The following is a 26730-nucleotide window of genomic DNA, read 5'->3' as shown; positions in this document are numbered from 1 at the left end:
TTTCCCTTGTCCCAGACCCTCGCCACTCCGGCCGCTCCCTCACGCGCCCTCAACATCCTCGCTTGGTCGCTGCAGGTTCTGCTCGCGCTCGTGTTCCTCGCCGCTGGCGGCACCAAGCTCGCCGGTGTCCCGATGATGGTGCAGGTCTACGACCTTATCGGCGTCGGCCAGTGGTTCCGCATCGTCACGGGCCTCGTCGAGGTCGCAGGTGCTGTCGCTCTGCTGGTCCCCGGCTACGCCGTCTTCGCCGCGGTCTGGCTGGGCTGCACCATGGTCGGCGCCGTTCTGGCCCACCTGCTGGTGCTGCCCACCCCCGCCGCCCCGGCCGTCCTGCTGCTCGTCCTCTGCGCGTCGGTGGCTTGGCTGCGCCGTGACCAGCTCTCAACGGTACTGGGCCGCAGCCGCTGAACGGCGGCCCATCGGCATCATGACGCCGGCGCCACCGTGCCGGCCCTCACCGTACGTGTGGCAGGTCCGAGGAACAGGAGACGCCGATGCCGAACCCTGACGCATGGCACCCGACGCGGTGGGCCATCGTGGCGGGTGGGGTCGGCCTGTTCGTGCCGGCCGCCGCGGCGACCGAGCTGCCGCTCCTGCGGGGCGACCGGAAGCAGTTCGTGCAGTTCGAGCCGCAGCCGGCCATGCGTCCCCTGCCGCTTCAGGACCTGCAAGGCAGGCTGCCCTTGGCCTACCTAAACGCGAGGCGCTGCTCCTGTACGTCTGGGCGACCTGGTGCCCGTCCTGCCCCGTCGAGCTGCCGGGGCTGGCCCGGGATCAGGCAAGGATCGCAAGCCTGGGAATCGGTGTCGCCACCGTGAGCATCGACACGCGGCCGGCGGAGGCCGTGACGGCATACCTGCACAAGTACGGGGCCACCGCCCTCCGGGCGTTCCACGACCCGGGCGCGGCGGTGCTCTCGGCGGAGCGGCCGGACGGGACAGCGTCGCCGTTCCAGCGCTGGTCGATGCCGCTCACCTTCGATCGACCGGACGGGCCGTGTGCGCGGCTACATCGCCGGCGGCATTGACTGGCACAAGCCCGAGAGCACCGCCTTCCTGCAGGCCCTGAGCGTGTGAGCTCCGGCCACAGCAGACCCGAACAGCAAGCCGGCTGAGGACCCCCCTCATACGGCCCGACGCGTCCTCCACCCTCGCTCGCGAGAGACAGAGATCCCACCATGGAACTTGGCATCGACAGCTTCGCGGCCACGCTCCCCGACCCGAAGACAGGCCGGACCGTCCCGGCGGCCGAACGGATGGAGCGCCTGCTCGCGGAGGTCGAGGTCGCCGATCGCGTCGGGCTCGACGTGTTCGGCATCGGCGAGCATCACCGCGAGGAGTTCCTCGACGCCGCGCCCGCCGTCATCCTCGCCGCCGCCGCGGCCCGCACCCGCCGCATCCGCCTGACGAGCGCCGTCACGGTGCTCAGCGCGGCCGATCCGGTCCGCGTCTTTCAGGAGTTCGCCACGCTCGACCTGATCGCCAAGGGCCGGGCCGAGATCGTGGTCGGCCGCGGCTCCTTCGGCGAGGCCTACCCGCTCTTCGGCTTCGCGGTCGAGGACTACGCCGACCTCTTTGCGGAGAAGCTCGGCCTGCTCCTGAAGCTTCGCGAGCAGACCCATGTCACCTGGCGCGGCCGCTTCCGCCCACCGCTGAACGGCCAGGGGGTCTATCCGCGTCCGCACCAGGCCAAGCTGCCCGTCTGGGTCGGCGTCGGGGGTACCCCGGCATCGTTCGCGCGCGCGGGCAGCTTGGGCCTGCCGCTGATGGTCGCCATCATCGGCGGGAGCTTTCAACGCTTTCGGCCCCTGGTCGACCTCTACCGGGAAGCCGGCCGCAAGGCGGGCCACGCGCCGGAGATGCTGAAGGTCGGCCTGCACGCCATCGGCTTCGTCGCCGACACCGACCGCGCTGCGGTGGAGGCGTTCTATCCGGGCTGGGCGCAGATGTTCAGGAAGATCGGGCAGGAGCGGGGCTGGTCGGGCGCGGCCCTCGACCAGCAGTTCGAGGCGATGTGCGGCCCCTACGGCGCCTACTTGGTCGGCGCGCCGGAAAGCGTGGCCGCGAAGGTGCGCGCGGCCAGCGAGGCGCTCGGGGGCGTGTCTCGCCTGACCTTTCAGATGAGCTCGGCGATGCAGGAGCCGGAGGCCATGCAGCGGTCCATCGAGCTGCTGGGCACCGAGGTCGCGCCTCGGCTGAGGCGGCAGCCTTGAGGGCGGCCCACGGTCGCTTCCCGCCCTGGAGCGGACCTTCGCGGCGACGGGGCGGTAGGTCCGGAAGGGGTCAGCTCCGGTCATTGCAGGCGAAAGGCGTAGAGAGCTGCTGTCCACCCATCGCGGCTCTTCCATAGCCAAGCTGATTGGGTTTCGAGCCTGATCCGCCCCGCGGCTGGAGCCAGCAAGCCCGCCCGGCTCCGCTGCGGCGGGCTTCTTCGTTTCAGCCCTTCTCATACGGCCAGGGCACGTCCTGCCCGACCACCTGATAGTGCTTCGGCAGCGGCTCGGATCCGCCCGTGCCCCAGCCGCTCTCAGCGTGGATCCGTGCGTAATGCACTAGGATGCCCCGGCGGACCTCTGGGGTGCGAGTTCTGCAGGCGGAGTACCGCAGATGGCGCGCGTACCAGTCCACGGACATGTCATCCGTTTCATCATCGGCGACCAGGATCGCCGTCCACGCGATACGCTTGGCCTGTTGTGGATCGTCTCAAGCGTGCGGGTTCATGGTGCCCAACACGCTCACATCGAGCAGCACCAGCAAGCCAATGATCTGCTCTGCTGCAATGGAGCCTATGAGAGGTCGCAAGCTCGACGCGCAATTCGTCTCGCGCACCCTCGGCAGGAAACAGTAGCGGTTGAGCGCCGCCAACCCGATCATGATCACGACGAGCGCGATCTTGAGGGCGAGGACGCGCACATAGGTGTCGGTGAAGTTCGGCGTCCTGCCGATCACGTGCCACGTGTTGATCGAACCGGTCAGAACGATGCCCGCGACCGCAAGCACCGCAACAGCCGAGAACCGCCGCAGAGCCGTTTCAGCAACCGGCAGATCAGAACGTCCGCGGTAGGAGGAGCGCACGATCTGGGCCAGCGGCACCAGACCGCCGAGCCAGAGCGCGGCGCAGAGAGCGTGCAGGGCAAGGTTCACGGACCCGAGGAATCCCCACGCCACGGCATGCCCACTCCACCCCTCGCAGACCAGCAGCACCGCTGCGGGAACGGCGATGAGGCTGGTTCTGAGAGCGAGAGCCGACAGGATCAGCGCGAGTGCCGTCCCGAGCCGAACCAGCCATACCACCCTGAAGCTGCTCTCGATCAGGATGATCCGAATCGTCGTCAGCACGTCGCCTGAGTCGTCCAGCGATGCCGCGAACCCGTAGAGCCACGTGAGAAGCCCGATGAGCGCCGCGGCCGAGAGAGCCACCGCCGGCCACCGCGACAGCGCGGCACGCCCGCCTCGGCCGGCGTAGAGGGGAAATACGGACGCGCCGAACAGCACGACGAGGGCGACGTAGTACACTGCCCTTGCCAGCGGGATCGCGGCCTGGACCGGGTCCATGGCTCAGGGCCTGATCTCGAAGGTGAAGCTGCCCTGCGTTCGGTGCGTGTCCACCGACACCACGTGCCACGTCACCCGGTAGATGCCCGGCGGAAGACGAGGAGCCAAGGCAACGCGCATCTCCGCGCCTTGGGCCTGCACGCGGCCAGTTGCGACGGAGCGCCCGTCCGCCGCGGTGACCTCCATGCCGGAGAAGTGAGGCTCAACGCCCTCGCTGAAGCTGAGGCGCACCTCGCTCGGGGGCACCGGAACGGTGCTGCCGACGCGAGGACTGGCCGTGACCAACTCGGCATGAGCCCACGCCGAACTGCCTGGCGCGCTCACACCGAGCGCTGCGAGCAGGAGAATGAGCCACCTCGGCATCGGCGTGCCTCCTAGAAGATCGGCCGCCCGATCGTGTCGGGGAAGATGTCATCGAGGTAGAAGTGGATCTGTCCGAGCACGCCAACGTGTCGGCCGCTCTGGCGGTTCACCGGGATCAGCACCTCAAGGCCGAACTGCACCTTCTGACCGGCCCAGATCACGCCGGGGTTGATCGTGCCGGTGGTAGGCAGACGAGCGAAGTTGTTGCTGACGGGGGTGACGAACGAGGCCTCCACCAGCGGGATCAGATGGTTCACGAAGTCGGGCAGGCCGAGATCGACGACGTTCGCCTTGAGGTACGGCAAGCTGTACTGAAGCGTGGCTCCCCAGACGATGGTGCGCGGGTTGTGCTCGATGTCGAAGGAGGGCAGCCCACTGTCCGGGTCGATGCCGCTGAACGTGATGGTCTTCGACACTCCCGGGATCGCGTAGCCGACCTGTCCTGTGACGGCGAAGGGCCGCGCCCAGGAGAGGCTGTCGGGCAGATCGCCAGCGCCTTTGCCGAACCAGAGCGACGGTGTGTAGACGTTGAAGGTCTCGGCTCCCACCCGGGTCGCGCCGGTCCCGCCCCACTCCACGCTGAGGCCAGCGGACAGGATGAACTCGTGCTCGGGATCGGTGATGGCTTGATACTTGAACGTGGTCTCCAGGTTCTGCCAGCCGCTACCGCCGGGCCGGATATGCGACCACGTCTCGCCGAACGAGACGCCGAGGTACTCGGTGAAGCGCTTCGAGTATTCGAACGAGAGATCGACCTCTCGTGCGTTGTCGCCGTTTTTGAAGATCGCGAAAGTCGGCAGCGAAAGTTCGTCCGCCACGAAGGGGTCGTCGACCGCAAGCGTGGCGGGGAAGAAGCGATTGCCGACAATTCCGTGGGCAAAGGCTGACGTGGTGCTGGCGAGCAGCAGAAGACCAGCCCCGACGCTGGCAAGCCGCTGGGAGGAGAGAGGCATGGGGAAGGTACCTGTCGGTTCGGTGAAGGCAGGGCGAGTGCGATCAGACGAAGCGTGGTGGGGCACGCTGTTGGACAGGTGATCGGGGGAGTGCGGTTGGAGGGCGGAGATCGGGTGGAGCCCTGATCCGGTCGGTTGCCTGCGCGTATTGGACGACGAGGAATGCGGCCGCACTGATCGGCAGCGTCGCAGGCGAGAGGGCGTCACAGGCAATGCAGCACAGGTCATCGTGCTCGGCACGGATCGGCTGCACGGGCTGCGACGCGGCAGGCTCGACCTGCGCTGGGCAGATGACGGTATTGGCTTCCAGTGTGGGCGCGACGACGACGTGGCTGGCTGTCGCGCTGAGCGCGAGGAGAAGCTGGAGCGCCAGCGCATACGCCAGGGCGAGGGCGAGCGTCGCTCGTGGAAAGCGCTTTGGAGGAGGAGCCAGCCGCATTTTGCTAGCCTTAGCCGTGTGTTGGAGCGACACAACACGGTTTGATAGAGATCGCTGTTGGACGGGAGACCCGTGTTCGAGCCGCAACACCGCTACAGGTCCGTCTTCATCTTCCCGCTTCGAGGTTTCCCGTTCCTCGCCTCCCCGCGGTTCTTATCGGAACCCAGAACCCGGTCCACGGCCCCGGTTCGCGCCCCTGTGCAGGCCAGGTACGGACGCTGTGACGGCCCGGTCAGGCCCTGTCTGGCTCGCCCCTCCGGCGATCCGGCGGGTGTGAGGACAGCATGCCGCGATGTCTCATCTCTGCGCGGATCGCCGCCCACTCCATCCTCTCGCTCGCCGAGGTGAGGATAAGGAGGCGGATCGCAGCTCGCAGGTCCTGCTGCTCTGCGAGGAGATGCTGTCTCTCCCGCTTGAGCGCTTGAGCTGCCTCTCGGATGGCTTGCGCATCGCGTGCGACACGGTCGGGCATGGCGCGTGATGCACCCGATCCACAGTCGCGTCGTTCAGCTGGGTTACTTCGCCCCGAGCATGCGCGCCTGCTACGGATGCGAACTGGGGTGAGATCTCACCGGCGAAGAGCCGCAGGGATGACCAGCGCCGAGGCCCCGACATCGTGGCAGAGATGGAACCATCGCAGGCTGCCGCGCGATATGCCTGCGGTTATGGACGTTCTTTCAACGCCGGCCGGGTTCCCCTTCCCGAGCCGGCGTCTCTTTGCCCGGCAGGAGCGAGCCGAGTCCTTGGAGCGCCATCCTCAAGCCCGGCCCGCCGCTCACCGCGAACTTTCCGCGCTCAGGCTCGTTCATTTCGAAAACCAGACTTGAGAGGAGATGTTCAAGATGAAGAAGCTGTTGATGGCATGCAGCCTTGTTCTCTCGTTTGCCGGTGCCGCTCAGGCGCAGGGGCTCATCGGCGGCGCAGAGGAAGGAGCTGCGCGAGGAAGTCGCGCGGCCGGTCCCGTCGGCGGTATCGTCGGCGGCGCGGTTGGCGCGGGCGTCGGTACGGTCAATGGGGCTCTTGGCGTTCGGCCGTATCGCCCTGTGCACTACGGGCACCGGTACTACCGTCACCGCCGCATGCACCAAGGGCCCAGGTACTACCGTCACCGCCGGTCCCACGCCTACTGAGGCTGCATCGCCCCGCTGGTCGTGGGAGGGGCCAAGAGCTGTGGTTGTCTGCCAACCATACTCTGAGGAATTAACTTCCAGCCCGCCCGGTCCTGCCGTGGCGGGCTCTTCTCCGTTTCCCGCATCTTACGGCGTACCGCAAGCAGGCTAACCTTGAGAGGATCGTGGCGGTGCACAGGCTCAAACCTCCGGTGCACCGCAAAGATTACTTACCGCTCGGAGCGACCGTGCTGCCGCTGACAGCATTGTCGCCCCTGTACCCGGCCGGTGCGTCGCGCGTCACGTTATTAAAACGCCCGCCTGCACGCATCGCGCCGAAGCGGCGATTGCGGGATCTCCGCGCTTCACTGAATGGCTGGTGAGAGAATCACTCTCGCGCGAAAAGGTCCGACAGCCGGGGCGCACGCCCCAGTGCGTCATCACTGACCTGGCTTGCTCGCGGGGGGCGGGTTGGCGGGAGCGCCGGAAGGAGCCGATGGGTTGGCCGGGGGCGGAGTGGGAGCCACGGTGTTGCCGGTCGGGGGGCTGGCCGTCCCGGTCGTGTCGGCCTTCTTCTCATCCTTGCAGGCGGCGAGCGCGAGCAGCGCGATGAGGGGCAGCACGGTGTGGATGTGCATGGGCGTCCTCCATCTGGTGAGCAGCCTCCCAGACAGCGGGTAACGCGATGTTGCGGAGCTAGTTTCCGACCAACCCCGAGCGGTGGCTTTCGGTGCCGATCGGCCGCTTGCATCTACCGCATGGCGCCAGCCGCCTCCGCGACCCTGTCCGAATCTCGCAAGCCGCGCCGATCATCGCCGCCCTGCCGTCCCGGCAGCCTTTGCGAGGGTTCCGGTGGCCGCCAGGGCGCCCACCTGTCAATATCTCAGACGCCGCGGCTCGCTCATGCGGGCCTCGCCAGCAGGATCACCGTCCTCGCCGACGTGCGCTGCTGACCTCTTTCAGCCACTCACATCACGCGCCCCGGGCTCAAGCCCGGGGCGCTCTTTTGCGTTTGGGCCGGCCCTCCTTGGCTCTCGCCGACGGCAAGGCGTGACGCCAGCAATGAGGAACCGAGTTCAGCTAGATCAACGACTTAATTGAGCCTTCCAAGCTGATGACGAGGGTTCGATTCCCTTACACCCGCTCCAGCCCATCATCGCCCATGAGCCCAGCCGCGGCTGGGTGCCGAGATCGGCCGCCGGACGGTCCTGCGCCACCTCGGGTTCACCGGCTGCTTCCACCGCGACCGGAGAACCGGAATTCATGGTCGGGGCGAGCAGCCTGGGCCGGTGGTATCAGTTGCCGCCGGCTGCGCCGATCCTGAGGGATGAACCACGGCTTCCACGCAGGTCAGTTCCGATTCAGTGCGTATAGGGCCGGTGAAGCGTGCATGCGGGGTTCAGTTCGACGCCGAAGCCGGGCTTGTCGAGCGCGGAGAGCTTCAGCCGTCCATTCTCCGGCACCGGCTCATTCACCAGCAGCGGGTGGAAGGCAGGCAGCACCCTGTCCGCCTTCGGCGCGCTCATGATGATCTCGTTGAACGGGCTGTTATGCCGCGTGCAGCAGAAATGGTAGCTGTACGGGCCGGAGCCGTGCGGCACCATTAGCGCCCCGTGCGCATCGGCCAGGGCCGAGATCTTGATCAGCTCGGTGATGCCCCCGCACCAGTTCACATCCGGCTGGATGATGTCGCAGCAGCCCATCTCCAGCAGCATGCGGAAGCCCCAGCGCGTCGCCTCGTGCTCGCCCGTGGTGACCAGCATGCCGCGCGGAATATTTCGGCGCAGCTCGGCATAGCCCCAGTAATCATCGGGGGAAAGGCATTCCTCGATCCACTTCAGGCCGAACTCGTGCGCCTTGTGCGCCAGCCGCGTGGCGTAGTTGAGGTCGAGGCTCATCCAGCAATCGTACATGAGCCAGAAATCGTCGCCGACCCTGTTGCGCATGTCCTCGAGCTTGGCGAGGTTCTGCTTCAGCCCCTCCTCGCCCTCCGCCGGTCCGTGCTGCAGGGGCAGCTTGCCGCCGATGAAGCCGAGCTGCTTGGCAAGGTCGGGCCGGGCACCGGTCGCGTAGAACACGAGCTCGTCGCGCACGGGGCCGCCGAGCAGCGCATGCACCGGCTCCTCCCGCCATTTCCCCAGCAGGTCCCACAGGGCCAGATCCACGGCCGAGATCGCGTTCACCACGATCCCGCGGCGGCCGTAATACTGGGTCGAGAAGTACATCTGATCCCAGGCCCGTTCGATGTCGGTGACGGGCCGGCCCTCGATGAAACGGGCCAGGTGCTTCTCGACGATGAAGGCGCCGATCTCACCGGCGGTGGTGATGGCGAAGCCCTTCGTGCCGTCGTCGGCCTCCACCTCCACCACGAGCGTGCCGAGCACATTGATGCCGAAGGAGCGCCGGCTCTGCCGATATTCCGGGTAGCGGGCCATGGGGGTCGCGATGTGATCGTCGATCCAGTGGCCGTCCTCGACATCGTGGTAGTCGCCTCCGCCGCCACGGACGACGCTGGCCCGGATGTGCTTGATCTTCGGTACGCTCATGGGTGGTCCTCCGTGGGACAGGCGTCGGGGCGGGCGCGGTCCTGCGCGCCCGTCATGCTGATGGGGCGGGATTCAAGGGACGGCCCGGGCGCAGCCGGGCCGGGGTCAGTAGGTGGCGCGCCCGCCCGAGAGGTCGAACACCGCCCCGGTGCTGAAGGAGGCTTCCTCGCTCGCCAGCCAGCAGATCAGCGCCGCGATCTCCTCGATGCTGCCGAAGCGGCCGAGCGGGATCTTCGACAGCATGAACTCGATATGCTGCTGCGTCATCTGGTCGAAGATGGCGGTGCGCACCGCCGCCGGGGTCACGCAGTTCACCCGGATCCCGGTCTGCGCCAGTTCCTTGCCGAGCGACTTGGTCAGCCCGATCACCCCCGCCTTCGAGGCGCTGTAGGCCGAGGCGTTCGGGTTGCCCTCCTTGCCGGCAATCGAAGCCACGTTGACGATCCGCCCGTAGCCGCCCGCCTCCATGGCCGGCACCGCCGCCCGGTTGCAGTAGAACAGCCCGTTCAGGTTGACCTCGATCACCCGCTGCCAGGCCTCGACCGGATAGTCCCGCACCGTGGCGTTGGGGCCGGTGATGCCGGCGCTGCACACCAGCACGTCGAGCCCGCCCAAAGCCGCCACGCTCGCCTGCATGGCCGCCGCCACCCGGGCCGGATCCGCAACGTCGAGGGCCTGCGTGTCGGCGGCCCCGCTCGCGGCCTTGGCTTGGCTGAGCGCCTCCGCGCTCAGGTCCCACAGGCTGACCGCGGCGCCCTCCGCGGCCAGCCGCGCCGCGACGCACAGCCCGATGCCGGAGGCGCCCCCGGTGACGATGGCCTTCCGGCCCTGGAAACGGTTGGCATAGGGCATCGGCTCAGTCCTCCCGGCGGCGCCAGGCCACCACCGCCTGGCGCTGCTCGCCGAGCTTTTCGATGCCCAGCCGCATCACGTCGCCGGGCTTCAGGAACACCGGCTGCGGCTTGATGCCCATGCCGACCCCCGGCGGCGTGCCGGTGGTGATGAGATCGCCCGGCAGCAGCGTCATGAAGCGGCTGACATAGGCCACGATCTCGGCGCAGCTGAAGATCATGGTGCGGGTGTTGCCGGTCTGCATGCGGCGGCCGTTGAGGTCGAGCCAGAGGTCGAGGGCCTGCGGGTCGCCCACCTCGTCGGCGGTGACCAGCCAGGGCCCGACCGGCCCGAAGGTGTCGCAGCCCTTGCCCTTGTCCCAGGTGCCGCCGCGCTCGATCTGGTATTCGCGCTCGCTGACGTCGTTGACCACGCAATAGCCGGCGACGTAGTCCAGCGCCTCGGCCCGTTCGACATAGGCCGCGCGCCGGCCGATCACGATGCCGAGTTCCACCTCCCAGTCGCTCTTCACGGAATCGCGCGGCAGCATCACCGGGTCGTGGGGCCCGCTGAGGGCGCTGATCGCCTTGGTGAAGACCACCGGCTCGGCGGGGATCGGCAGGTTGGATTCGGCGGCGTGGTCGGCGTAGTTGAGCCCGATGGCGATGAACTTGCCGATCCCCGCCAGCGGCACGCCGAGGCGCGGCGCGCCCTCGACGAGCGGGAGCGAGCGCGGATCGAGCGTGGCCAGCGCGGCGAGCGCGGCCGGCGCCAGCGTGTCGGGGCCGATCTCGGCGACATGGCCCGACAGGTCGCGGATGCCGCCGTCAGCGTCGAGCAGGCCGGGCCGTTCCTGGCCCGCAGGGCCGTAGCGCAACAGCTTCATGATCTCGTGTCTCCTTTGATGTCATACCAACGGTCACTTCCAATGACCGTTGGTTCCGCTCTCGCATTGTCGCCAAGCCTGTGGCTTGGTGCCGACAATGCGAGATGGGTCAACGGCCCGATGCATGAGCATGCGCGGCAGCATCTTGGGCCGGTGGTATCAAGACTTGGACGTCACGGGCGCCGCGGCCACGGGCGTGCTCCGGCTGAGCCCCAGGATCAGGGCCGCTCCCAGGAGGGTCGTGCAGGCGAGCACGTACAGGCCCGCCTGGGGAGAGCCGAAGCTCAGGTCGGCCCAGGCCTTGACGTTCGGGGCAACGAAGCCGCCGAGGGCGCCGAGGGCGTTGATCAGGGCGATGCCGCCCGCCGCGGCGACGCCGCCGAGATAGCCCGTCGGAAAGGTCCAGAACAGCGGCTGCACGGCGATGAAGCCGGCCGCGGCGAAGCAAAGCGCCGCCAGCGCGGTCAGGGGCGCGCTGCCGGCCGATATGGCGATGCCGAGGCCGGACACGGCGAGGGTCATGGCGCCCAGCGTCCGGTGATTGCCCTCCCGGTCGGCCAGCCGCGGCAGGAGATAGGCCGCGATCAGGGCGCAGATCCACGGAATGGCGGTCACCAGCCCGACCTCCAGCCCGACCTTCTTGCCCAGCAGCGCCGCGACCTGGGACGGCAGGTAGAAGATGACGCCGTAAACGCTCATCTGGATCAAGAAGTAGATCGCCAGGAAGTGCAGCATACGCGGCTTGGCGAGCAACGCCGCGACGCCGGAATGGCCATGCGCCGTCTTCAGCTTTTCCTCCTGGGCGATGGCCGCGGACAGGGCCTGCTTCTCGGCGGCGGGCAACCACCGCGCATCTGCGGGCTTGTCATCGAGGTAGAAATAGGCCCAGACGCCCACGACGCTGGCCAGCAGGCCCTCGACCATGAACATCCACTGCCAGCCGTGCAGGCCGCCCATGCCGTCCAGTTCCAGGAGGAGGCCGGAGAGCGGGCTGCCGAAGATGAAGGCGATCGGCGCGCCGAAGTAGAACAACCCCATGATCTGCCCGCGCGTGCGCTGGGGGAACCAATAGGTCAGATACAGGATCACGCCCGGGAAGAAGCCCGCCTCGGCCGCGCCGAGCAGCAGGCGCAGAGCATAGAAGGAGAGCTCGCCCGACGTGAACATCATGGCGGCCGAGATCAGGCCCCAGGTCACCATGATGCGGGCCATCCAGAGGCGAGCGCCCACGCGATGCATGATCAGGTTGCTGGGCACCTCGAACAGCGCATAAGTCAGGAAGAACAGGCCGGCGCCGAGCGCATAGGCGGCGTCCGAGATGCCGGCCGATGCCTGAAAAGCCTGCTTGGCGAAGCCGATATTGGCCCGGTCGAGGAACGCCAGGACGTACATGAGCAGAAGGAACGGGACGAGGCGCCTGCGCGTGAGCCGGAAGGCGCTGTCGAGGGGCGATCGGATGTCGGGCGGGGTAGCTATCACGTGTCTCCTCCCAGCCGGCCCCTCTGGAGCCTGCGTTTTTAATCCCATATATTGGGATCAAATCCTGTTATATGGGATCAAAATGCAATGACCATAAAGGCAGTGTCAACCATGAAGTCGGACGATCAGGCGCTCACTTCGAATGCCGGGCCCACGGCTCCGTCCGGAAGTCAGACGCTGCTGCGCGGCCTCGACATCCTGGAGGCCGTCGCCGCGGGTGCGACCGATCTGGCCGCCCTGTCATCGGCGCTCGGCACCACCCGCAGCACCACCCATCGTCTGGCATCGGCGCTGGTCGAGCGGCGCTACCTGAACTTCGTGCCGCGCGAGGGCTACAGCCTCGGCCCCAAGCTGCTGGAGCTGGGCTTCCGCGCCCAGAGCGCCCTGCCCATCGCGCAGGTGGCCCGGCCCTATCTTCAGCGGTTGTCCGAGGCTTGCGAGGATACGATTCACCTCGGCGTTCTCGATGGGAGATGGGCTCTCTACCTGGACAAGATCCCGGGACGGCGCCGCATCGAGATCAGCTCGCGCGTGGGCGAGCGTCATCCCGTATGGTCCACGGGTCTCGGCAAGGCGCTGATCCTGGACCTGGGCGAGGCACGCTGGCGCGAGTTCTACGAGATCGGCGAGGCACGGGGCGCGCACCGCCAGCGGGACCTGCAGGGCTGGCTGGCACGGATGCGCGACTATGCCGGTCGCGGCGTCGCCTTCGACCTTGAGGAGAACGAACCGTTGGTGCGCTGCGTTGCAGCCCCCATTCGGGATGCGAGCGGCTCCACGGTGGCGGCGTTCAGCGTCTCCAGCACCGTCCAATACATGGACGACAGCAAGATGGAGCGGTTGATCGGCGATGTGCAGGAGGTTGCCCGGGCCATCAGCACGGCGCTGGGCTGGTCCGGCGCGCGCTGAGGCGCAGCGCCTCGATCACGACAGGCCTGCCGAGGCCAGCCCATGGACGCGGGCGCCCGAACGCCCGGCCGCCAGGCGCCGGGCCACGAAGGCTCTTCGCGGTTGCTCGGCCAGCCTGCTCCACACAAGGAGGAGCATGACCGAGAGCCCGATCGTCAGGATGATCGCTCCGCCCACGTAAGGCAGCCGGTCGACCGCAGGCAGCGATGCGTAATGCTGATTCGTGAGGACGCAGATCGGCCAGTGGATCAAGTATATGATGTACGACAGGTCGCCGGCAGCCCTGTCGAGCGGGCTGGAATCCGAAAACAGGCAATTCATTGCGAATGGAAGTGCCAACCCGGCCAGAGCAACGTTGAGCAGGTGGTTGCGGAACAGGAATTCCGGACCGCTCAGCGGCCCACCGAACAAAGCCGACCGCGGGTCCGGCTGCAGCAGAGCCACACAGATCGCCACGACAGTAGCCAGTGCCGACAGAGACGCTGCGCGTGCCCCGGGGCGCCAAGCAGGCTTGAGATACACGAGCATGCCTGCGAGAAAAAACACCAAAAAATGGAGAAGATTCAAGCGCTGGATTCCAACATGCCCGCTCCCTCCCCACACAAGCAAAGTGACGAGGCCGAGAGCCCCTATTGCCATTGCCGCCGAGCCAGTCACGACCGGCGACGCGGCCATAAGGTAGCACAACAGGGGCGCAGCAAGGCTAAACTGAACGATGATGTCGAGCGGCCAAGCAGGAAGCAGCGCCGGATGCGCAAGGTAGCTATGGCCGATAACGACAGAATTTGGGATCAGATCAACCCATTTAGTAAAGGTGACGCCGACGACCAGGTATCCCAGTACATTGCAGACCCAAAAAACAGGCAAGATCCGCCACATCCGGCTTATGAGATACGTCCTGTAAGGCTTATCGCATAGTGAATAACGTTCGACCCAAGCCTTGCAGAGCCAGAAACCGCTGATCGTGAACAGAAGGCAGATGGCGCCGAGAGCAAGCGACAGGCGCGAGAAGTGCTGGATCACGACCAGCATGGTCAGCGCCAAGCGGAAGAGACCGGACGGCAGCATGTCAGCCCACCATACTCAAGCGTTGCGTTCCAGAGGAGCCTGTTCAAGCGCCGCCTCACATCGTTGTTTGAATGGAATTTCCGACTGCAAGATCGATTTTCTTATTCCCCGCCGCAAGACGACGTGCGACGAATGATTTTCTATACCTGTTAAGAGGGCGATCCCATAAGTAGACGAGCCCGAGCGCACCCAGGTACGACAACGCTATGGCAGCGACGACGTAAATCATTCGGTCCTGCGGATTCAAGCCGCCGAACTCACGACTGACGAGGGCGCAAATCGGCCAATGAAACAGGTAGACCACATAAGATAAATCGCCCGCCAGCCCGTCCAGTTGGCCAGCTCTCACGGAGACCGTGCTGAACGCAAACGGCAATCCGATCAACGCGAGCACGATGCTCAGATGCGGATTGTAAGCAAAGGCGGGCCCGGGATTCGCGCCGCCCAGGAGAAGGCCACGCAGGGACGGCGTCAGGATGATCCCGACGACGATGGCCAGGACGGCGACCGCAGACAGGATCGCGAGCCGGCGCCCGGGTCGCCAGGACGGTCGTTCGGCGACGAGCATGCCGATCACGAAGAAGCCGAGGAAATGGAGCAGGTTAAGATTGCTGACCTCGCCATTCGTCCTCGCGCAGAACGCTGCCAGACCGGCGAGACTGGCGACGCCCAGCGCCACAGTCGCGGGCAAGGGCGCAAGCCTCAAGGCGCTGTATAGAAACGGAGCAACGATGTAGAATTGAAGCTCAATGTCCAGAGACCAGGCTGGAACCAAGGTCTGCTGTTCCAGATGCGTATAACCATAGATCAGAACGTTTGGTATCCATGCGGCGCCGGTTGGGGCAGCGGCAATAAAAAGCCAAGCGATTAAATTGCACAGCAAGAAACTTGGCAGTATCCGCCAGGTTCTGCTGATCAAGAATGTCCTGTACGGATTGGCTGCATTAATGTAAGTTGTAGCCCAGATCCTCGCAATCCAAAATCCGCTCAACGCAAAGAACAAATAGACAGCCATGCGCCCCAGGCTGAAGCGCGAAAAATGATGAACCACGACCAAAGTCGAAAGTAGCAAGCGAAATGCGCCGGGCGGCATCGGGCACGTTGCTCCCATCCGTGGCTGGGTTTTTTGCTTGAATGTCTTCTGCGTAATCGTAGACGACAAGGCGCATTTTTGACAGAATATATTGGATTACCCCCAAATAGTCGGTCGATGATGCGCAAAGCCCTTTACCTGAACCTCCATTCGGCGCGCCTGCCCAGGGCGCGAGAGGCCGACATGTCGGGCCGTTGACCCGTCTCGGAATGCCCGATGCCAAGGAGGCTTGACGGACAAGCCTGGCGGCAATTCGAGGACCGACGGTCATGGTCAAGGCCGCCGGTCTTTGAGCCTTGTCCGGCGACGTGGATGCCGGCTCGTCGCAGACCAGCCTGCCAACCCAGAAACTAAAGAGCAGAATCCGGTCTCCATCGTGAACGGATACCGCCCTAGGACGAGCGCAATCCGGCTACGGATCTCCTCAGCATATGATAACCGGTCCGCAACAAAGATCGCGCATGGCGACGGGCCCGCTGCGCTGCAGAAAGCAGTCTGAGGCTGATCGACCACCCTGGACGGACGTCAACCACAATATCGATCACGTCCATGTGATCCCGCCACATGTCTGCCATGTACCCACTGTGATCAGGGTTGCACGAATCGGCAAAACAGACGCCCGGGTCGTTGAGAAGAGCGAGCGTCGTAAACTTCAAGAGGAGAATTCCGGGTGAATATTTACTGAGTTTCTCGTCATAGGCTGTCAGCCATGTAAATGCTGCGAGACCCGAATAGAGGAGGATCTGGCCAGCCACCAGCTGGCCGCCGAGCCGGATCGACCGACAAGCAACTAGGTCGTCTTCAGCCATGCCGCGTATGGCGGAGCGGACAAAACCCGCTTTCCCCGAGTCCAGAAGCACGGCACGGCCGCGATCGCTCCGCCGGCCCTTCCATCCAGCCTGTTCAACGGAGAGAATTTCATCGAGGGTGGACAAGATGTCTTCTCTCCTCCCGCGGCTACAGTCCTCCTGAACGTCGTCGATCTCTTTCAAGCGCCTCCATTTCTGATTCAGTTTCTTGCGGGTTTGCGAAGACAGTGTTTCGGCCAGGTATGCATCACCGCCAAGCTCCGACTGAAGCTTGGCGCGCCTGCGGCGCCCAAGCACCTCGTATGAGACCCTTTCCGTCGCGAAGGCATCCTCCAGAATCTTCATATGGTCGTCATCGGCATAGAGGTCGCCGAGCGAAAGAACAGGTGGGAGCTTGCTGTTTCTTATGAAAACAATGAATTTCCTGAGAACGTCCACACTGCAGGACTCATCGAGCACGGGCGACCCGACATAGCACATGGGATTGAGTGGCGACGCCAGGGTTCGGACAGGCGAGAACAAGCCGCGGCGGCGGACGACGAGAGGCCAAGCACCGACGAGTGCAGACGGAGCCACATCGGAGAATTTCCCCCAGGCGAGGAGAACGATGACCTGTTGACCACCCTCCGCTGCCGCAGCGACGATCGCCGGCTCGGCAAAGGCATGCGACCGAACTGCACGCGCCGCGAGATCTCGGAAGCTGCTGCGGACTGCCCAGAACCGAGCGGGATCAGCCTGCTCAACCTCGATGCAACTGCCAGCATTGAAGTTCAAGGAGGCGGTCACAGGCGAACGATGGCAATCTTCGATTCTCACCCCTGCTTTTGCCTCCCCCTCACGGCGGAAATGCTGCCGACTCACCGGACCACCCCTGTCGGCATCCACTAGTATTGGCATAAGCCTATTCCCGATCCGGGCAGCATGCGTCATAGAGACAGAAGCCAAATTTTTGAATGAAAGAAAATGCGATATGGGAGTAGTGCTTTTTCGCGTCGCTCCTATCACTTTTAGGGCAGCATACGCTACGCTTTTTGGGAAATGATCGCGACGCCAAATCGAGGCTTGATCCATGTTGAAGGCCGATGTTGCGATCCTCGGTGGCGGACTCGCGGGCTCGATTGCAGCGGCAATGCTGGGACGTGCCGGCTACTCTTCCATCGTTATCGACCCGCATGCTTCATATCCGCCAGACTTCCGATGCGAGAAGCTCGATGCGCATCAGATGCAGCTGCTGACATCGACCGGCCTGAGCGAGGCAATCTCTCATTGCTTTACTCATACGCCACAGCTTTGGCTTGCAAGACGCGGTCGTGTTGTTGATAAAATTTATCTCGATCAGTATGGATTCGAGTACGATACCTTTGTAAATGCAGTTCGGCAAGAGGCTCTAAAGTACTCCCAGCATGTTGTCGACAAGGCAACGGGAGTGTCTCTGTCAGACAGACGCCAGACCGTCGCGACACAGTCGGGAGAAGAAATCTCCTGTCGAGTGGCAATTGTGGCCAGCGGGCTGAATCCGACCTTGCACGAGTTTCTCGGCATCGAGCGCCGCATCGTCAGCCGCTGCCACTCCGTGACACTCGGGTTCGATATCCGTCGCACGGACGGCCAGGATTTCGCGTTCCCGGCGCTGAACTATGTCTCGGACAGGGCAGAGGACCGGATGGCCTATCTGAATTTGTTCAGAATCGACCGCCGGATGCGAGTCAATTTGTTCACTTATCATCATTTGCGGGAGCCCGGGCTGCACAGCTTCAAGCACGATCCCGTCGGAGCCCTGGAGGCCATCGCGCCGGGTCTCACCGAAATGATCGGGAGATTCGATGTCGTTGGCCCGGTCCGGATCCGGCCGACCGATCTGTACGTATCGCAGAACTACGTTCGTCCAGGATTGGTCCTGATCGGCGATGCCTTCGCGACCGCCTGTCCAGCCTCTGGAACCGGCACCCAAAAGGTGTTCACGGACGTCCACCGGCTGTGCAGTGTCTACGTCCCGCGCTGGCTGGCGATGGGAGCGATCGACGAGCGTGAGATATCGAATTTCTACGCGGACCGCATCAAGAAGAGATCGGACCGGTACTCCGCGCGAAAGGCTTACTCGCTTCGCGCGCTGTCGACCAGCAACAGCGTTGCTCGGCGGTTCCAGCGCTGGGCACGCCTCACGTTCCGCATCGGCAAAGGCATGCTGAGGGGATGGCGAAATCTGGCGGAGGCATGAGGTCGATGCGCTCGCGTCTGCGGCAGCCGGCAGGCCCGTCGCGCAGGCTTACCGCCGGACGAGCCTGCCGGAGGCCATCCGTCTCTGCCGGACGCGGATGGCGGCCCGATGCCCTCCGCGGTCCGGCGGCTGCGCCGCCTGAAATGCGCCGCCTGGAGGCGGCGAACACCCGTCTCTGCATCGGCTAGAGCGCTCCCCGCCGCAGTGGATGCCGGTTCGGCGCAAGGGAGCGCGACAAATCAAAGACTGAAGAGCCGTGCCCGGTTCAACCGAAACGGGCACGGCTCTCGTGACGGATCTCATCCTCCACGAGGACATGCTCACCGGGGCGATCCGCCGGGAGCCCTGACGCCGGCTCGAGGGCGGGAGAGGGCCGGTTCCGGACGCGCCACCTGACCAACCCCCGCAGGGCCTGGCGCCGCCCTGGCAGCCCGCGCTCCATGTCCCGCGACCGTCGCGACGCCCTGAACCCGCCCTCCCCCGCAGGCGCATCCGGCCGGATCGGCGGGCCCCTGCTGATCGCGGCTCGCGGCTGCAGGATGTGGCGGCGGCCTTCTGCCGAGGTCGGCGCCCTGCCGCGTCATCGAGCCGCTCCGAATTCGCCACCGGCCTCCGGTGGCTTTTGGAACATCCGGAACGGCCGAGTCTTTCGACCGGAGCGGGACGCGGAAGCGTCGGCCGCCGGCCATGCTGGCCGGCGCGTGTCCGACGCGCCGGTCCGCGCCGGCGCAACAATCGCCCCATTGCGCGGGCAGGATATGCAAGCATGGCCAACGGCAGCAAGAACCGCGACTGCTCTGCCCCCGTTGATCGTCATACCTCGCGCGAACGGATACCGTGATGGACGTGTTCGACACCGACCAGGCGAGCAAGGCGGCTCCCGCGAGCGAGGATCGTTACCGGCTTCTGGTCGAAGCTGTCACCGATTACGCCATCTACATGCTCGATCCGCAGGGCCGGGTCATGAGCTGGAACCGGGGGGCGCAGCGCTTCAAGGGCTACTCGGATACCGAGATCATCGGCCAGCACTTCTCCCGCTTCTACACCGACGAGGACAGGGCGTCGGGTCTCCCCGCCCGCGCGCTCCGGATCGCCGCGAGCGAGGGCCGCTTCGAGCAGGAGGGCTGGCGCGTCCGCAAGGACGGCACCCTGATGTGGGCCCATGTCGTCATCAATCCGATCCGGAGCGACGACGGCACGCTGATCGGCTACGCCAAGATCATGCGGGACCTCACCGAACGTCGGGCCGCCCAGGAGGCGCTGCGCCAGACCGAGGATCGTTACCGGCTTCTGGTCGAGGCTGTCACCGATTACGCCATCTACATGCTCGATCCGCAGGGCCGGGTCACGAGCTGGAACCGGGGGGCGCAGCGCTTCAAGGGCTACTCGGATACCGAGATCATCGGCCAGCACTTCTCCCGCTTCTACACCGACGAGGACAGGGCGTCGGGTCTCCCCGCCCGCGCGCTCCGGATCGCCGCGAGCGAGGGCCGCTTCGAGCAGGAGGGCTGGCGCGTCCGCAAGGACGGCACCCTGATGTGGGCCCATGTCGTCATCGATCCGATCCGGGGAGATCATGGCGAGCTCGTTGGCTTCGCCAAGATCACGCGCGACATCACGGAGCGGCGAAACGCCCAGCTGGAGCTCGAAGAAACGCGCGCCCGCTTCATCCAAGCCCAGAAGATGGAGGCCATCGGGCAGCTCACCGGGGGCGTGGCGCACGATTTCAACAACCTGCTCGCCGTCGTACTCGGCAATTTGAGTCTTGCGCGCAAGCGCCTCCCGCCGGATCGCAAGCTCAAGCAATTGATCGAGAACTCGATCCAGGCGGCGGAGCGCGGCGCGACGCTGACCAAGCGCATGCTCGCCTTCGCACGGCGGCAGGAGCTGACGACCGGCCCCTTGGACGTTCCGGAGCTCGTGCGCGGCATGGCGGACCTGCTTCAGCGCTCGATCGGACCGAACATCCAGGTCGGCACGCGGTTTCCGCTACAGCTTCCGCTCGCCTCCGCCGACCCCAACCAGCTGGAGCTTGCGCTGCTCAACCTGGCGGTGAACGCCCGGGACGCCATGCCACAGGGCGGTACGATCACGATCGCCGCCCAGGAGGAGCGGGTCGGGACCAGCGAGATCGCCGGGCTTGCTCCGGGCCGCTACGTCCAGCTGTCCGTGACCGATACGGGCGAGGGGATGGATGAGCGGACGCTCGCGCAGGCGGTCGAGCCGTTCTTCACGACGAAGGGCGTGGGCAAGGGCACGGGGCTCGGCCTCTCCATGGTCCATGGCTTCGCGGAACAGTCCGGTGGCCGTCTGCTGCTCAGGAGCACCAAGGGCCAGGGGACCACCGCTGAGCTGTGGCTGCCTGTCGCGGAAGCGAGCGGGACCAGGGGCGGGGAGCCGGATCCGGATGTGGCTCGATCGGCCGCGGCCTTGAGGCCGATGACGGTGCTGGTGGTGGACGACGACCCGCTCGTGCTGATGAACACGTCCGCGATGCTGGAAGACCTCGGCCACGAGGTGATGGAGGCCAGTTCGGGCGAGCAGGCTCTTCGCATCCTCCGTCGTTCGGGCACCATCGATCTCGTGATCACGGATCAGATGATGCCGGGCATGACCGGCCTGCAGCTCCTTGAGGCGATCAGGTCCGAGCATCCCAGGCTGCCGGTGATTCTCGCGAGCGGCTTTTCGGAGCTGCCCGACAGCGCGCTCACCGGCCTCGTGCGCCTGAGCAAGCCATTCGAGCAGGCGGAGCTCATGCGTGCGCTCGTGATGAGTCTCGAGCCCGAAGGCCAAGTCTTGCCGTTCCGTTCCAAGCAGGGGTGACGCCGACCATGGCCGCCCTCCGCCGGCCTCAAGGCATCGGCCTCCCGCGGCTTTTCACGAAACCGTTGCACGGCTTGCCTACAGGGCCCGCGCCGCCGCGGATGGCATTCGTCTTGCCCGCGGCGGCTGTCCCGAGGATCTGCATGGGCCGGCCGGTATGTTGATGTTCGTGTTGAGCGGTGTTGCGGTTGCGGTGATCGTCGTCTCGGCGAGCTTGGCCCAGAGCCGAGGCTGATCGCACGACCTTGTACCAATGGGCCTTCGGAGCGAGGATCTCACGGGCCGGGCCCGGCCTGCGCAACAAGCATTGCAGCCATCCAAACAAACCGGATTGCTGGATCGGCAGGACCGGCGCCCTTCATGGGAGTTCATTGGAAGCCCATGGGGCTCATCGGGAGCCGTCGGCAGCGCGGACCGCCCCAGCCCCCTGACCACGGAGGCTTTGCGTGAGACGGATCGTGCGGATCGGCATCCTGCTGGCGGCGATCTCGGCCGCGCCCGGCCCTGCCGTGGCGCAGGCCTACCGTACCTCCTGCCCGCCCCCGCTGAAGGAGGCGGCCGGCGCTTGCGTGAGGGAATGCCCGGCCGGCTACGAGGATCGCGGCCGGTTCTGCGCCTTCCGCAGCCTGGGCCGCTGACGGCCCCTCGGCCCGGACCGGCGCCTCCGAGGGGCTGAGCGGCCGCGGCCACGGAGAGCCAGGATGCCGACAAGGGAAAGTACCGGCTCAACGGGAGAGCGGAGCCTCTCTCCGGGCCAATGACCGCACGCCGCCCCGGCCGTCCGGGAGGACGCCCGGAAGCATTCGAGAGCGGTTTGAAAGCGCGCGGATCCGTGCCGGGGTGCCGCGCCGCGGGCGGTCATGATAAGCCGGCCGCAGCGCGGCGCCCTGGCGGGCAGCTGGAGGGCGGATGCGGTACGAGGTGGAGCGGAAGTTTCTCGTGGCCCATGACGGCTGGCTGACGGCCGCGACCGGCCGGCGCCGCCTCCGGGACGGTCTCATCAGCCAATCGAACGGCGGCAAGGTGCGGGTGCGCCTCGACGAGACGCGGGCCTGGCTGACGGTCAAGGGCCCGCGCCAGGGACTCGGCCGCTGCGAGTTCGAGTACGAGATCCCGCCGGCCGATGCGGAAGCCATGATGGCGACCATCTGCGAGGGCAACCTGATCGAGAAGATCCGCTACGGCGTGCCCCATGCCGGGCGGCTCTGGGAGGTCGACGTCTTCCAGGGCGACCTCGTGGGCCTGATCCTCGCGGAGGTGGAGCTGGAGCGGGCGGATGCGCCGCTCGTCCTGCCCGACTGGGCCGGGCCGGAAGTGTCCGGCGACCCGCGCTTCCGCCAGAGCACCCTGCTGCGGCTGCGCGCCGAGACCGGCCGCGCGCTCACGCTCGACGCGGTCCTCGGGCTCGCGGCCGAGGCTTGCCCGGTCCGGCCCCTCCGCGCGCGCCGGGCCGGCGGCCCGTCCGCAGCCTGACCCCTCGCGAGATCCCGGCCGCCCGTGGCGGCCCGCCATGAAAACGCGCCCATGAAAACGCCCGCGCCGGGAGACCGGCGCGGGCGCTGTCGTCACGGTGAAGAGCCGGGCCGGTCGGGCCCGGCTCCGGTGTTACTTCTTCTCGCCCGCGCGGGCCTTGAGGGCCGCGCCCAGGATGTCGCCGAGCGAGGCACCCGAATCGGTCGAGCCGTACTGGGCGATCGCCTCCTTCTCCTCGGCCATCTCCAGGGCCTTGATGGAGAGCTGCACGCGGCGCGCCTTGCGGTCGAACTGCGTGACGCGGGCATCCACCTTCTCGCCCGGGGCGAAGCGCTCGGGGCGCTGGTCGCCGCGGTCGCGGGCGATCTCGGCCCGGCGGATGAAGGTGGTCAGATCGGTGTCGACGATCTTCACCTCGATGCCGGAATCCTTGACCTCCAGCACCTCGCAGGTGACGACCTGACCCTTGCGGATCTCCCCCGCATCCGCGAAGGGGTCGCCGGCGAGCTGCTTGATGCCCAGCGAGATGCGCTCCTTCTCGACATCGACGTCGAGAACCTGGGCGCGCACCACGTCGCCCTTCTTGAACTCGTCGATGACCTGCTCGCCCGGACGGTTCCAGTCGAGGTCCGACAGGTGGACCATGCCGTCGACGTCGCCCTCGAGGCCGATGAACAGACCGAACTCGGTCTTGTTCTTGACCTCGCCCTCGACCTCGGAGCCCACCGGGTGCTTCTCGGCGAATGCCTCCCAGGGGTTCTGCAGGGTCTGCTTGAGGCCGAGCGAGATGCGGCGCTTGACCGGATCGACCTCCAGGATCTGCACCTCGACCTCCTGGGAGGTGGAGACGATCTTGCCCGGATGGACGTTCTTCTTGGTCCAGCTCATCTCCGAGACGTGGATCAGGCCCTCGATCCCCGGCTCCAGCTCCACGAAGGCGCCGTAATCGGTGATGTTGGTCACGCGGCCCTTGAGCTTGGCGTTGACCGGATAGCGGGCGGCGATGCCCTCCCACGGATCGGCCAGGAGCTGCTTGATGCCGAGCGAGATGCGGTGCGTCTCGTGGTTGATCTTGATGATCTTGACCTTGACCGTCTGGCCGATGTTGACGACCTCGGACGGGTGATTGACGCGGCGCCACGCCATGTCGGTGACGTGCAGCAGGCCGTCGATGCCGCCGAGGTCCACGAACGCACCGTACTCGGTGATGTTCTTGACCACGCCGTCGATGACCTGACCCTCTTCGAGGTTCGCCACCAGCTCGGAGCGCTGCTCGGCGCGGCTCTCCTCCAGGACGGTGCGGCGCGACACCACGATGTTGCCGCGGCGGCGGTCCATCTTGAGGATCTGGAACGGCTGCGGCGTGCCCATCAGCGGCGTCACGTCGCGCACCGGGCGGATGTCCACCTGCGAGCGCGGCAGGAAGGCCACGGCGCCGTCGAGGTCGACCGTGTAGCCGCCCTTGACTTGGTTGAAGATGGTGCCGGTGACGCGCTCGTTGTTCTCGAACGCCTTCTCGAGCTTGACCCAGCTCTCCTCGCGGCGGGCCTTGTCGCGGGAGATCACCGCCTCGCCGAGGGCGTTCTCGATGCGGTCGACATAGACCTCGACCTCATCGCCGACGTTGATCGGCTGGTCGCGGCCGGGGCCGGTGAACTCCTTGAGGGGGACGCGCCCCTCGGTCTTGGCGCCGATGTCGATGACGGCGACGTCCTTCTCGATCGCCACGACCCGGCCCTTGACCACGGAGCCTTCCGTGATCTCGTGCTGGCGGAACGACTCTTCGAGGAGGGCGGCGAAATCCTCGCGGCTCGACGCGGCGCCTTGCAAACCTGCGGACATTGAAACTCCTTGAGATCGCCCGGCCCCCGAGGGGTCCGGACGGCGCCGGCGGCTCGTGTGACGGGCCGCTCCCGTCCGCCGATGTCCCGGCGGCCTCGTGGCCGCCTGGAACGCGCGCTCCTCTTTAAAGAGAGCGTGCCGGCGCAGTCTCGACGGACAGGACCGTGTTCGTTCGCCGGATGAGGCCTGCGCAATGCGAAAGAGGGGCTGCCGCCCCTCTCAACCGCCGTCGCACGCGGCACTCGCCGGATCGTGGCGCCTTATCGCAAAAGCGCCGTCCGGGCAAGATGAAGGAGCAGAAAAGCCCCGTCAGAGATCGTCCTCGTCGTCCTCCTCGCCCCGCCGGAGGGGCTTGAGGCGGGCGAAGACCGAATCCGCGTCGAGCTTGTCGTCGCGGCCCGCGCGGTGCGGCTCGTCGTGCTCCGCCTCCTCATGCTCGGGCAGGACCGAGAGTTCCGGCGGCATCAGGGTCTGGCCGCCCTCGGCGGCCTCCACCACCGGCCGGTCCTTGGCGGCGCGCTGCACCTCGAAATCGAGGTCGATCTGCGTGCACAGGCCGAGGGTGACCGGATCCATCGGCTGCAGGGCGGCCGAATTCCAGTGCGTGCGGTCGCGGATCTGCTGGATCGTCGACTTGGTGGTACCGACGAGGCGCATGATCTGCGCGTCCTTGAGCTCCGGATGGTTGCGCAGGAGCCAGAGGATCGCGTTGGGGCGGTCCTGGCGGCGCGACAGCGGCGTGTAGCGCGGCCCCTTGCTGCGCTTGACCTCGGGCAGCTTCACCTTCGAGACCGCCACCTTCATGCGGTGGTTCGGGTTCTTCTGCGCCTTCTCGATCTCCTCGCGGGTGAGCTGGCCGGTCGAGACGGGGTCGAGCCCCTTGATGCCGCTCGCCACCTCGCCGTCCGCGATGCCCTTCACCTCGAGCGGGTGGAGCTTGCAGAAATCGGCGATCTGCTCGAAGGCCAGCGACGTGTTCTCGATGAGCCAGACGGCCGTCGCCTTGGGCATCAACGGTCCCTGGGACATGAAGCACCTCCTCGTGCGCTCCCGCTCACGGGAGACGCGAAGCCGCCGGGCGGTCGCCGGCGGGCCTGAATAACGATCCCTCGCACAGCAGGACCCGATGGGCGGCGCCGCGGCGGCACCGCCGACATCCCGGATCGCTCCGGAACGTCCCGTCTCACGCTGTGAGGGAGAAGATCGCAATATAGGCAGGTCGGCCTTCGGGCGCAAACCGGTTTTGGATGCGTGGGCCAAGCCCGTCCGCTTCCCCGCGCGGGCCGCGCGGCGCCCGGGGCTCCGGGGCCTCAGGCGAAGAGGCTCGAGACGCTCGATTCCTCGGCCGTGCGGCCGATGGCCTCGCCGAGGAGCGGCGCGATCGTGACCACCCGGATGTTGCGGGCGAGCTTCACGGCGGCGGTGGGCTGGATGGAATCGGTGATCACCAGTTCCTTCAGCTTCGAGGAGGCGATCCTTGAGACCGCCCCGCCCGAGAGCACCCCGTGCGTGATGTAGGCATAGACGTCCTTGGCGCCCTGGGCGAGGAGCGCCTCGGCGGCGTTCACCAGCGTGCCGCCGGAATCCACGATGTCGTCGACGAGGATGCAGGAGCGGCCCTCGACGTCGCCGATGATGTTCATCACCTCGGATTCGCCGGGCCGCTCGCGGCGCTTGTCGACGATGGCGAGGGGAGCGTCGATGCGCTTGGCCAGCGCCCGGGCGCGCACCACGCCGCCGACATCGGGCGACACCACCATCATGTCGGCCGGGTCGAGCCGCTCCTTGATGTCGCGCACCATCACGGGAGCGGCGAAGAGATTGTCGGTCGGGATGTCGAAGAAGCCCTGGATCTGGCCGGCATGCAGGTCGAGGGTCATCACCCGGTCGGCGCCGGCTTCCGTGATGAGGTTCGCGACGAGCTTCGCCGAGATCGGCGTGCGGCCCGAGGTGCGCCGGTCCTGACGGGCATAGCCGAAATACGGGATCACCGCGGTGATGCGCCGCGCCGAGGAGCGGCGCGCGGCGTCGATCATGATGAGCAGTTCCATCAGGTGATCGTTCGCCGGGAACGAGGTCGACTGGACGATGAAGACGTCCTCGCCGCGCACGTTCTCCTGGAGCTCGACGAAGATCTCCATGTCCGCGAAGCGGCGCACGGAGCACAGGGCGAGCGGCCGCTCCAGATAGGCCGCGATCGCCTCCGCGAGAGGCCGGCTCGCATTGCCCGCCACGATCTTGATCGAGGATTTCATCGGTGTTCCATGGTCCTGGCCGCCGCAAGGGTGCCGGGCCCGGCGCGACGCGCCCGGCTCTTACCAGCGGCAGCGGAGCG

At 66.3% G+C, this 26730-nt stretch carries 26 protein-coding genes; 10 read left to right on the top strand and 16 right to left on the bottom strand.

Annotated features, from left to right (window positions below):
• The first annotated feature begins 6 nt into the window (after nucleotides 1-6).
• The 4 genes from MNOD_RS31320 (at nucleotide 7) to MNOD_RS31305 (ending at nucleotide 2212) form a co-directional block, all read left to right on the top strand.
• Nucleotides 7-408: a DoxX family protein gene (locus MNOD_RS31320; protein WP_015932973.1), complete on the top strand. Its 402-nt coding sequence runs from the start codon at nucleotides 7-9 to the stop codon at nucleotides 406-408.
• A gap of 86 nt (nucleotides 409-494) precedes the next feature.
• On the top strand, nucleotides 495-818 hold the full coding sequence (locus MNOD_RS49475) for a hypothetical protein (RefSeq protein WP_015932972.1): 324 nt from the start codon (nucleotides 495-497) through the stop codon (nucleotides 816-818).
• Entirely contained in the window at nucleotides 707-1027 is a 321-nt protein-coding gene (locus tag MNOD_RS49470) for a TlpA disulfide reductase family protein (protein ID WP_244424825.1), read from the top strand. Before MNOD_RS49475 ends, MNOD_RS49470 begins: the two co-directional genes overlap by 112 nt.
• Before the next feature lie 150 nt (nucleotides 1028-1177).
• Nucleotides 1178-2212 carry an Atu2307/SP_0267 family LLM class monooxygenase gene (locus tag MNOD_RS31305; RefSeq protein WP_015932970.1) on the top strand — a complete coding sequence of 345 codons (1035 nt, stop codon included), beginning with the start codon at nucleotides 1178-1180 and terminating at the stop codon, nucleotides 2210-2212.
• A 223-nt stretch (nucleotides 2213-2435) separates the two neighbouring features.
• Here MNOD_RS31305 and MNOD_RS31300 read toward each other — a convergent pair whose 3' ends face one another.
• From MNOD_RS31300 to MNOD_RS47305, 5 genes are all read right to left on the bottom strand, one after another.
• Complete coding sequence (locus MNOD_RS31300; RefSeq protein WP_015932969.1) at nucleotides 2436-2633, bottom strand: hypothetical protein; 198 nt, start codon at nucleotides 2631-2633, stop codon at nucleotides 2436-2438.
• A 69-nt stretch (nucleotides 2634-2702) separates the two neighbouring features.
• Nucleotides 2703-3554, bottom strand: coding sequence for a CopD family protein (locus MNOD_RS31295; protein ID WP_015932968.1), 852 nt, complete (start codon nucleotides 3552-3554; stop codon nucleotides 2703-2705).
• 3 nt (nucleotides 3555-3557) lie between these two features.
• Complete coding sequence (copC, locus tag MNOD_RS31290; protein ID WP_015932967.1) at nucleotides 3558-3917, bottom strand: copper homeostasis periplasmic binding protein CopC; 360 nt, start codon at nucleotides 3915-3917, stop codon at nucleotides 3558-3560.
• 11 nt (nucleotides 3918-3928) lie between these two features.
• Nucleotides 3929-4870 carry a hypothetical protein gene (locus MNOD_RS31285; RefSeq protein WP_015932966.1) on the bottom strand — a complete coding sequence of 314 codons (942 nt, stop codon included), beginning with the start codon at nucleotides 4868-4870 and terminating at the stop codon, nucleotides 3929-3931.
• A 43-nt stretch (nucleotides 4871-4913) separates the two neighbouring features.
• A complete protein-coding gene (locus tag MNOD_RS47305; RefSeq protein ID WP_157091601.1) occupies nucleotides 4914-5309 on the bottom strand; it encodes a hypothetical protein in 396 nt (131 codons plus the stop codon).
• 842 nt (nucleotides 5310-6151) lie between these two features.
• On the opposite strand from MNOD_RS47305, the gene MNOD_RS49465 reads away from it, so the two are divergent.
• A complete protein-coding gene (locus MNOD_RS49465) occupies nucleotides 6152-6439 on the top strand; it encodes a hypothetical protein (protein ID WP_015932965.1) in 288 nt (95 codons plus the stop codon).
• 419 nt (nucleotides 6440-6858) lie between these two features.
• Here MNOD_RS49465 and MNOD_RS44400 read toward each other — a convergent pair whose 3' ends face one another.
• From MNOD_RS44400 to MNOD_RS31250, 5 genes are all read right to left on the bottom strand, one after another.
• Nucleotides 6859-7056: a hypothetical protein gene (locus MNOD_RS44400; protein WP_015932964.1), complete on the bottom strand. Its 198-nt coding sequence runs from the start codon at nucleotides 7054-7056 to the stop codon at nucleotides 6859-6861.
• Between the two features lie 723 nt (nucleotides 7057-7779).
• The gene (gene rhmD / locus MNOD_RS31265) at nucleotides 7780-8964 is read right to left on the bottom strand and encodes an L-rhamnonate dehydratase (RefSeq protein ID WP_015932963.1); all 1185 of its coding nucleotides are present in this window, start codon (nucleotides 8962-8964) and stop codon (nucleotides 7780-7782) included.
• 105 nt (nucleotides 8965-9069) lie between these two features.
• Complete coding sequence (locus MNOD_RS31260; RefSeq protein WP_015929521.1) at nucleotides 9070-9816, bottom strand: SDR family NAD(P)-dependent oxidoreductase; 747 nt, start codon at nucleotides 9814-9816, stop codon at nucleotides 9070-9072.
• A 4-nt stretch (nucleotides 9817-9820) separates the two neighbouring features.
• Nucleotides 9821-10681 (bottom strand): 2,4-didehydro-3-deoxy-L-rhamnonate hydrolase, encoded by an 861-nt coding sequence (locus MNOD_RS31255; RefSeq protein WP_015932962.1) that lies wholly within the window; start codon nucleotides 10679-10681, stop codon nucleotides 9821-9823.
• A gap of 159 nt (nucleotides 10682-10840) precedes the next feature.
• The gene (locus tag MNOD_RS31250) at nucleotides 10841-12160 is read right to left on the bottom strand and encodes an MFS transporter (RefSeq protein WP_015932961.1); all 1320 of its coding nucleotides are present in this window, start codon (nucleotides 12158-12160) and stop codon (nucleotides 10841-10843) included.
• A gap of 111 nt (nucleotides 12161-12271) precedes the next feature.
• Between MNOD_RS31250 and MNOD_RS31245 the strand changes: the two genes are divergently transcribed.
• Entirely contained in the window at nucleotides 12272-13069 is a 798-nt protein-coding gene (locus MNOD_RS31245; protein ID WP_043749756.1) for an IclR family transcriptional regulator, read from the top strand.
• Nucleotides 13070-13084: 15 nt separating this feature from the next.
• On the opposite strand, the gene MNOD_RS31240 is transcribed toward MNOD_RS31245, so the two are convergent.
• From MNOD_RS31240 to MNOD_RS44395, 3 genes are all read right to left on the bottom strand, one after another.
• Nucleotides 13085-14137 (bottom strand): acyltransferase family protein, encoded by a 1053-nt coding sequence (locus tag MNOD_RS31240; RefSeq protein WP_015932959.1) that lies wholly within the window; start codon nucleotides 14135-14137, stop codon nucleotides 13085-13087.
• Between the two features lie 55 nt (nucleotides 14138-14192).
• The gene (locus tag MNOD_RS41885; RefSeq protein WP_015932958.1) at nucleotides 14193-15230 is read right to left on the bottom strand and encodes an acyltransferase family protein; all 1038 of its coding nucleotides are present in this window, start codon (nucleotides 15228-15230) and stop codon (nucleotides 14193-14195) included.
• A gap of 392 nt (nucleotides 15231-15622) precedes the next feature.
• Nucleotides 15623-16855 (bottom strand): GNAT family N-acetyltransferase, encoded by a 1233-nt coding sequence (locus MNOD_RS44395; protein ID WP_198157558.1) that lies wholly within the window; start codon nucleotides 16853-16855, stop codon nucleotides 15623-15625.
• Nucleotides 16856-17108: 253 nt separating this feature from the next.
• Between MNOD_RS44395 and MNOD_RS31225 the strand changes: the two genes are divergently transcribed.
• The 4 genes from MNOD_RS31225 (at nucleotide 17109) to MNOD_RS31210 (ending at nucleotide 22553) form a co-directional block, all read left to right on the top strand.
• Nucleotides 17109-18257, top strand: a complete 1149-nt coding sequence (locus MNOD_RS31225) for an FAD-dependent oxidoreductase (protein ID WP_015932956.1) — start codon at nucleotides 17109-17111, stop codon at nucleotides 18255-18257.
• Between the two features lie 840 nt (nucleotides 18258-19097).
• Entirely contained in the window at nucleotides 19098-21080 is a 1983-nt protein-coding gene (locus MNOD_RS31220) for a hybrid sensor histidine kinase/response regulator (RefSeq protein ID WP_015932954.1), read from the top strand.
• A gap of 446 nt (nucleotides 21081-21526) precedes the next feature.
• The gene (locus MNOD_RS31215) at nucleotides 21527-21718 is read left to right on the top strand and encodes a hypothetical protein (RefSeq protein ID WP_015932953.1); all 192 of its coding nucleotides are present in this window, start codon (nucleotides 21527-21529) and stop codon (nucleotides 21716-21718) included.
• Between the two features lie 271 nt (nucleotides 21719-21989).
• Entirely contained in the window at nucleotides 21990-22553 is a 564-nt protein-coding gene (locus MNOD_RS31210) for a CYTH domain-containing protein (protein ID WP_015932952.1), read from the top strand.
• Nucleotides 22554-22685: 132 nt separating this feature from the next.
• Here the strand turns inward: MNOD_RS31210 and rpsA are convergent, their stop codons facing one another.
• From rpsA to MNOD_RS31195, 3 genes are all read right to left on the bottom strand, one after another.
• A complete protein-coding gene (rpsA, locus tag MNOD_RS31205; protein ID WP_015932951.1) occupies nucleotides 22686-24395 on the bottom strand; it encodes a 30S ribosomal protein S1 in 1710 nt (569 codons plus the stop codon).
• 309 nt (nucleotides 24396-24704) lie between these two features.
• Nucleotides 24705-25424 (bottom strand): DUF1013 domain-containing protein, encoded by a 720-nt coding sequence (locus tag MNOD_RS31200; RefSeq protein ID WP_015932950.1) that lies wholly within the window; start codon nucleotides 25422-25424, stop codon nucleotides 24705-24707.
• Nucleotides 25425-25705: 281 nt separating this feature from the next.
• Nucleotides 25706-26650, bottom strand: coding sequence for a ribose-phosphate pyrophosphokinase (locus tag MNOD_RS31195; protein WP_015932949.1), 945 nt, complete (start codon nucleotides 26648-26650; stop codon nucleotides 25706-25708).
• Nucleotides 26651-26730 lie beyond the last annotated feature (80 nt).

The organism is Methylobacterium nodulans ORS 2060 (assembly GCF_000022085.1).
Lineage (GTDB): Bacteria > Pseudomonadota > Alphaproteobacteria > Rhizobiales > Beijerinckiaceae > Methylobacterium > Methylobacterium nodulans.
Note: the sequence above shows the minus strand (reverse complement) of the source record. Positions and strands in the feature narration are given on the sequence as shown.

Bases quoted from the DNA above. Each gene is read 5' to 3' on its own strand.
- MNOD_RS49475 (WP_015932972.1), top strand. From the start codon at position 495: ATGCCGAACCCTGACGCATGGCACCCGACGCGGTGGGCCATCGTGGCG.
- MNOD_RS31305 (WP_015932970.1), top strand. From the start codon at position 1,178: ATGGAACTTGGCATCGACAGCTTCGCGGCCACGCTCCCCGACCCGAAG.
- MNOD_RS31300 (WP_015932969.1), bottom strand. From the start codon at position 2,633: ATGTCCGTGGACTGGTACGCGCGCCATCTGCGGTACTCCGCCTGCAGA.
- MNOD_RS31295 (WP_015932968.1), bottom strand. From the start codon at position 3,554: ATGGACCCGGTCCAGGCCGCGATCCCGCTGGCAAGGGCAGTGTACTAC.
- copC (WP_015932967.1), bottom strand. From the start codon at position 3,917: ATGCCGAGGTGGCTCATTCTCCTGCTCGCAGCGCTCGGTGTGAGCGCG.
- MNOD_RS31285 (WP_015932966.1), bottom strand. From the start codon at position 4,870: ATGCCTCTCTCCTCCCAGCGGCTTGCCAGCGTCGGGGCTGGTCTTCTG.
- MNOD_RS47305 (WP_157091601.1), bottom strand. From the start codon at position 5,309: ATGCGGCTGGCTCCTCCTCCAAAGCGCTTTCCACGAGCGACGCTCGCC.
- MNOD_RS49465 (WP_015932965.1), top strand. From the start codon at position 6,152: ATGAAGAAGCTGTTGATGGCATGCAGCCTTGTTCTCTCGTTTGCCGGT.
- MNOD_RS44400 (WP_015932964.1), bottom strand. From the start codon at position 7,056: ATGCACATCCACACCGTGCTGCCCCTCATCGCGCTGCTCGCGCTCGCC.
- rhmD (WP_015932963.1), bottom strand. From the start codon at position 8,964: ATGAGCGTACCGAAGATCAAGCACATCCGGGCCAGCGTCGTCCGTGGC.
- MNOD_RS31260 (WP_015929521.1), bottom strand. From the start codon at position 9,816: ATGCCCTATGCCAACCGTTTCCAGGGCCGGAAGGCCATCGTCACCGGG.
- MNOD_RS31255 (WP_015932962.1), bottom strand. From the start codon at position 10,681: ATGAAGCTGTTGCGCTACGGCCCTGCGGGCCAGGAACGGCCCGGCCTG.
- MNOD_RS31245 (WP_043749756.1), top strand. From the start codon at position 12,272: ATGAAGTCGGACGATCAGGCGCTCACTTCGAATGCCGGGCCCACGGCT.
- MNOD_RS31240 (WP_015932959.1), bottom strand. From the start codon at position 14,137: ATGCTGCCGTCCGGTCTCTTCCGCTTGGCGCTGACCATGCTGGTCGTG.
- MNOD_RS41885 (WP_015932958.1), bottom strand. From the start codon at position 15,230: ATGCCGCCCGGCGCATTTCGCTTGCTACTTTCGACTTTGGTCGTGGTT.
- MNOD_RS31225 (WP_015932956.1), top strand. From the start codon at position 17,109: ATGTTGAAGGCCGATGTTGCGATCCTCGGTGGCGGACTCGCGGGCTCG.
- MNOD_RS31220 (WP_015932954.1), top strand. From the start codon at position 19,098: ATGGACGTGTTCGACACCGACCAGGCGAGCAAGGCGGCTCCCGCGAGC.
- MNOD_RS31210 (WP_015932952.1), top strand. From the start codon at position 21,990: ATGCGGTACGAGGTGGAGCGGAAGTTTCTCGTGGCCCATGACGGCTGG.
- rpsA (WP_015932951.1), bottom strand. From the start codon at position 24,395: ATGTCCGCAGGTTTGCAAGGCGCCGCGTCGAGCCGCGAGGATTTCGCC.
- MNOD_RS31200 (WP_015932950.1), bottom strand. From the start codon at position 25,424: ATGTCCCAGGGACCGTTGATGCCCAAGGCGACGGCCGTCTGGCTCATC.
- MNOD_RS31195 (WP_015932949.1), bottom strand. From the start codon at position 26,650: ATGAAATCCTCGATCAAGATCGTGGCGGGCAATGCGAGCCGGCCTCTC.